Consider the following 1,647-nt stretch of genomic DNA (forward strand, 5'->3'; position numbering starts at 1 on the left):
CCGCATGACGCTGCGCGGCATCCTCGCCAGCCACGGCAAGCCGGCCCGGCCGGCCGCGGCGCTGACCTCGGCCGAGGTGAAGCGCCTTCTCGCCAGCTGCGGCACCGACATGGCAGGCCTGCGGGACAAGGCGCTGCTGCTGACCGGCTTCGCGGGGGCGCTGCGACGCTCCGAGCTGGTGGCCATCGATCGTGAGGTCCTGCGCTTCACGCCCGAGGGCATGACCTTGCAGATCCTGCGCTCCAAGCGCGACCAGGAAGGGGAGGGGGCCACGGTCGGCATCCCACGTGGGCTCAATCCCCTGACCTGCCCGGTCCGCGCCATGGAGGAATGGCTGCGCCGGGCGCGGATCGAGTATGGCGCGGTGTTCCGCGGCCTCAGCGGGCGCGGCGTGCTCGAGGGACGGCTCGATAGCAAGAGCGTGTGGCGGATCCTGCGCAAGCGGGCTGAACTCGCCGGGCTAACGGTGGACGAGAGCGAGCGTCTGTCCCCGCACGGGCTGCGGGCGGGCTTCATCACTGAGGCCTATCTCAAGGGCGCGCTCGACGAGCAGGTGATGCACCACACCCGCCAGAAGAGCATCGCCACCACCCAGGGCTATCGCCGCCGGGCCAAGATCACCCAGGACAGCCCGGCCCGACTGCTCGACTTGTAGGGCAGGGGAGTGGCCGCCCGTCTTTCTCCAGCTGCCCCGGATGCGCCGGCCCCGCCGGCGCTCCCGGCGCCGGCACACACCGACTGGCTGCGCAATGTGCTGGTGGTGACCGGACCGACGGAAGAGATGGGTCACTTCCGGGCGGCGGCGGCCGGGGCGGGGGTGATCCCCTGGGTGCTGGACCTCGACGGCATGGAGGAGGACTGGTTCCTGTCGCTCGTAGCGCCGGCCGAGGGCGAGCGCGCGATCAGTCTGCAGGGGGCGCAGATCCTTGCTCGGCGGCTGCGGGATGCCGCGGCGGCCAACCATCAGCGAGCGTTGGCCCGCATCGGCACGGACCAAAGCTGCCCCTTGGACCTGCACCGTCTGCTGCCGGTCCCGCCCGGTATCCTGCGCCTGGGTCCCGACAATCCGGACAGCCGCACCTGGCTGTGGGCACACTGGGGCACGACACGGCCGCTGCGGCATGTGCGGGAGCTGGAGCCCACCCTCGACGGCCGGAAGCGGCGGATGGCGGAGCTGCGGGTGGAGTTCTGGTCGGCGGACTGGTCGCCCTGGCAGGCGCTGCGCCGGCTCCGCCGGGACTGGCCGGCCCTGAGCTTCGGCCTGCAGCCGGACTACGCGGACAGCGAGGGCGATGAGCCCACGAGCCGATCCATCGTACCCACCCAGCACAAGCAGGGCATTTGGGACAAGAAGCACAATCGGGACAAACCACCCCGGTCGGCCAGGGCGCGTCGTGGCTGACGTCGGCGCCGCAGCTGCCGTAGAGGATCCCTGGCAGGACGAGAAAGCCGCCGATGTGCGACCCCGGGCGGCTGATATGCCGCACCTCAGCGTGGAGGGCTTTGACGGGCCGCTCGACTTCCTGCTGGAGATGGTGCGCCAGCACCAGCTCGACCTAGGCCGGCTGTCGATCGTCCCTCTGACCGATCAGCTGGTGGCCGCGCTGGAGGGCAGTCTCGCCCGGTTGGAGCGCCGGGCCGACTGGC

General features: G+C 71.3%; 2 protein-coding genes. Both read left to right on the top strand.

The features are described from left to right. A partial coding sequence (locus ROTAS13_RS24210) for a site-specific integrase (RefSeq protein WP_075823639.1) occupies positions 1-655 on the top strand: 655 nt, incomplete at its 5' end. Positions 656-760: 105 nt separating this feature from the next. Beyond that, a complete protein-coding gene (locus ROTAS13_RS24215; RefSeq protein ID WP_139323561.1) occupies positions 761-1,402 on the top strand; it encodes a hypothetical protein in 642 nt (213 codons plus the stop codon). Positions 1,403-1,647 lie beyond the last annotated feature (245 nt).

Source organism: Roseomonas sp. TAS13, from assembly GCF_001950415.1.
Classification (GTDB): Bacteria; Pseudomonadota; Alphaproteobacteria; order Acetobacterales; family Acetobacteraceae; genus Roseomonas; species Roseomonas mucosa.